This window comes from Microbacterium sp. BF1, assembly GCF_019279095.1.
Lineage (GTDB): Bacteria > Actinomycetota > Actinomycetes > Actinomycetales > Microbacteriaceae > Microbacterium > Microbacterium maritypicum.
The window spans coordinates 1-2868 of the sequence record NZ_JAGYWT010000317.1 but is presented as its reverse complement, the minus strand read 5'-3'; the positions used below and the strand labels follow the sequence as shown (position 1 = coordinate 2868).

The window sequence follows — 2868 nt, the reverse complement described above, 5'->3', positions numbered from 1 at the left end:
GTGATGATCGCATCGAGGTCGTCCTCGGGCATGACCACGCGGGTGCGCAGCGGGATGCGTGCGTAGCTCTTGCCGTCGACGCTGGTCTCGAGCGCCTTGCCGTCGTTCGCCTGGCTCATTCGAGGTACGCGTCGCGGTACATCGTGATCAGCAGCCAAACGAACATGCTCACGATGATCCCGATGCGGACGATGACCGCGCGGCGACGATCGTTCATCCACGCCCCCGCCGTGTAGATCGCGATGAACATCGCGATGTTGCCGACGTAGATCTCGGGGACGCGGATCGTCACCGCGATGAAGTAGGCGACGACCACGATGACGGCGACCGTGCCGGGCCAGCGGCGGCGGACCGCGAGAGGAGCGGTCACGACGACCGCGTACACGAGTGCGGTCCACAACGGGGCCTGTTCGTCGCCGTACACCTGGGCGATCGAGGAGAGCCCGGCGCTCAGCACGGCTCCCACGAACATGACCACGGCGAGGACGATGTCGCCGCGCCGTTCGCGCTCGGTCGGCGTGCGGAGGAACGGGACAGCAGACATCCCTCCACCGTAGGGCGGGGCGTGTCGGCGTCGCATCCCCCGTGCGGGGGATCGGGAGCCACTTGCTCTTGACAAGCGTGGGTGCCTTCCGGCTGAAGGAGCTGCAGGAGGGTGGGGTCGTGCGGCGGGTGCCGTTGTCGAACTGCGGCCTCGTGTACGAGCTCACCCCCTACGGCCGCTCGATCGAGCCGATCGTGCTCGCCCTCGGACGGTGGGGCTTCCAGGCGATGGGCGACCCGGAACCGGGCGACGTCATCACCGCGGACTCCCTCACGATGGCGCTGCACACGGCGTTCATGGCCGATCGTGCCGTGGACGCCGAGTACGAGCTGCACGTCGGCGACGTCGCCCTGCGCGCGTCGGTGCGCGAGGGGGAACTCCGGGTCGCGCAGATCGCACCACCGGCCCCGCCGGTCGGCGGAAGTCTTCCCGACGCAGAGCCGGATGCGGTGATCGTCGCCGGTCCCGGCGTCCGGCACCTGATCGGCGGCGAGGTCACGCCGGCAGAAGCGCTGGCGCAGGATATCGTCGCGGTCGTCAGAGGCGAGGAGTCGTGGTTGGACTCGTTCGCCACCACCTTCCACATCGCACGGCTGAAAGTAGGGAGCATGACATGAACGACCACGCATCCGGTCGCATCCTGATCGACCTCTTCACCTCGCTCGACGGCGTCGCTCAAGGTCCGGGCGGCACCGACGAAGACACCTCCGGCGGGTTCCGCTTCAGCGGCTGGCAGGCCGGATACCCCTCATCCGGCGTCGGCCCCGAGATCGAGAAAGGCATGCGCGGGCTCGATGCGCTGCTGCTCGGGCGGCGCACCTACGACATCTTCGCGTCGTACTGGCCGCATCACACCGAGGGAGAGTCCGGCGACATCGGCACGCTCTTCAACCGGGTTCCGAAGTACGTGGCTACGCGGGATGCCGATCTCGCGCTCGATTGGGACGGCAGCACCCGCGTGGGCGCCGACCTGGCGGCGGAGACCGCCACGATGCGGGCGGCGCACCGCGAGGTGCACGTGATCGGCAGCATCGATTTCGTCCACACGCTGCTTGCCGAGGGGCTCTTCGATGAGCAGACCTGTGGGTGTATCCGCTGCTGCTCGGTGCCGGCAAGAAGGTGTTCGACGACAACGCGCTGCCGAGCGTGCTGCGCCTGTTGGCGTCGCCGATCACGGATGAGGCGGGCGTGACCCTGCTCCGGTATGGGCGGACAGATCGGGTGCCGGAGGTTGGGACGTTCGAGTGACGTAAGGGCTTCGGCTGGGTGCAATACGATCCGAATGTGGGGGTACGAAAACAGGCGCGGCAGGCCGAGCGTGCTGCAGTCTTCAACAGGGTGTTCGCGGCCAACTGGGCGCGTGTGCAGCATCATGTCGAGTGCGTCCTCGAGGGCGTGGGTGAGGAAGAGGTGGCCGACCTCGTCTCCGAGGTGTTCGCGCTCGCCTGGCTGAAGCTGGATGAGCGGAAGCCCATGGGCCTGCTCTGGCTGTTGCATGTCGCCGACAACAAGCTCAAGGATCGTGGGCGAAAGACCCGTGCGAAGGACCGAGCATTGGAAGCGCTGCGGCGCGGGCCCGTGGGGGAGCGTCCCTCCGACATCCTCGACGCGCTCGCCGTGCGTCACGCGATCGCCGTCGTGCTGACCCCGCGGGAGAAGAGGATGATCGTCCTCTTCTACTGGGACCGACTGTCCGCAGGCGAGATCGCAGAGCTGCTTCGGTGTTCGCAGTCCGTGGTCTTCACGACCCTGAGTCGGGCGCGGGCGAAGCTGTCACGGGAGCTCGGGCTCGAGCGCCCTCCAGACGCCGCTATTGCTCGAGCGGCGAATACCTTACAAACGGATTAATCCAGAAGATCGACATTGCGCTGGCTCTCAGCGGAACCATAGCTTTTGTCTGTGAATCTCCTTTCTTCAGGCTCGCGCGGTCGTGCCCGTACCGCTCTCGGTTCCGTCTGCGTTCTCGCTATCGTCCTGGGAGGGGGAGCGCTGTCGGCATCGGCCTCTCCGGCAGGCTCAGGACAGGGCTCAGGGAGAGCCATTCCGGCGCAGTCGTTCCGCGACATCCAGCAGATGGCCGTCTCTTCTGCGGTCGCCGCTGCTCAGGACACCGGGGAGCCCGTGCCTGTGAAAGGCATGATCACTCCGACCGAGCAGACTCTCGCGATGCCGGACGGGACGATGCAGTACGAGGCATCTAGGGCGTGTCTCCCATATGGCGTAGCCAGGTGAGGATTGCGCTGATGGTGACGGCCGCGCGGTAGGTGATCGCGAGCTTGTCGTAGCGGGTGGCGAGGCCCCGCCATTGCTTGGCGAGAGCGAAC

4 protein-coding genes and 1 pseudogene are annotated in these 2868 nt (G+C 66.8%); 3 read left to right on the top strand and 2 right to left on the bottom strand.

Features of this window, described 5'->3' with window-relative positions; genetic code table 11:
- Positions 1-115: 115 nt before the first annotated feature.
- Positions 116-544: a hypothetical protein gene (locus KZA10_RS11260; protein WP_218682931.1), complete on the bottom strand. Its 429-nt coding sequence runs from the start codon at positions 542-544 to the stop codon at positions 116-118.
- A 77-nt stretch (positions 545-621) separates the two neighbouring features.
- Between KZA10_RS11260 and KZA10_RS11255 the strand changes: the two genes are divergently transcribed.
- The 3 genes from KZA10_RS11255 to KZA10_RS11245 all read left to right on the top strand — a co-directional run bounded on the left by KZA10_RS11255 (position 622) and on the right by KZA10_RS11245 (position 2392).
- Positions 622-1161: a winged helix-turn-helix transcriptional regulator gene (locus KZA10_RS11255; RefSeq protein ID WP_308289653.1), complete on the top strand. Its 540-nt coding sequence runs from the start codon at positions 622-624 to the stop codon at positions 1159-1161.
- On the top strand, positions 1158-1736 hold the full coding sequence (locus KZA10_RS11250) for a dihydrofolate reductase family protein (protein WP_306300810.1): 579 nt from the start codon (positions 1158-1160) through the stop codon (positions 1734-1736). Before KZA10_RS11255 ends, KZA10_RS11250 begins: the two co-directional genes overlap by 4 nt.
- 92 nt (positions 1737-1828) lie before the next feature.
- A complete protein-coding gene (locus tag KZA10_RS11245) occupies positions 1829-2392 on the top strand; it encodes a sigma-70 family RNA polymerase sigma factor (protein ID WP_218682930.1) in 564 nt (187 codons plus the stop codon).
- 349 nt (positions 2393-2741) lie between these two features.
- Here KZA10_RS11245 and KZA10_RS11240 read toward each other — a convergent pair.
- Positions 2742-2868 (bottom strand): annotated as a pseudogene (locus KZA10_RS11240) (IS5/IS1182 family transposase); the annotation flags it as partial.

Excerpts from the sequence above, each read along its gene's own strand:
- KZA10_RS11260 (WP_218682931.1), bottom strand. The coding sequence starts at position 544 with ATGTCTGCTGTCCCGTTCCTCCGCACGCCGACCGAGCGCGAACGGCGC.
- KZA10_RS11250 (WP_306300810.1), top strand. The coding sequence starts at position 1,158 with ATGAACGACCACGCATCCGGTCGCATCCTGATCGACCTCTTCACCTCG.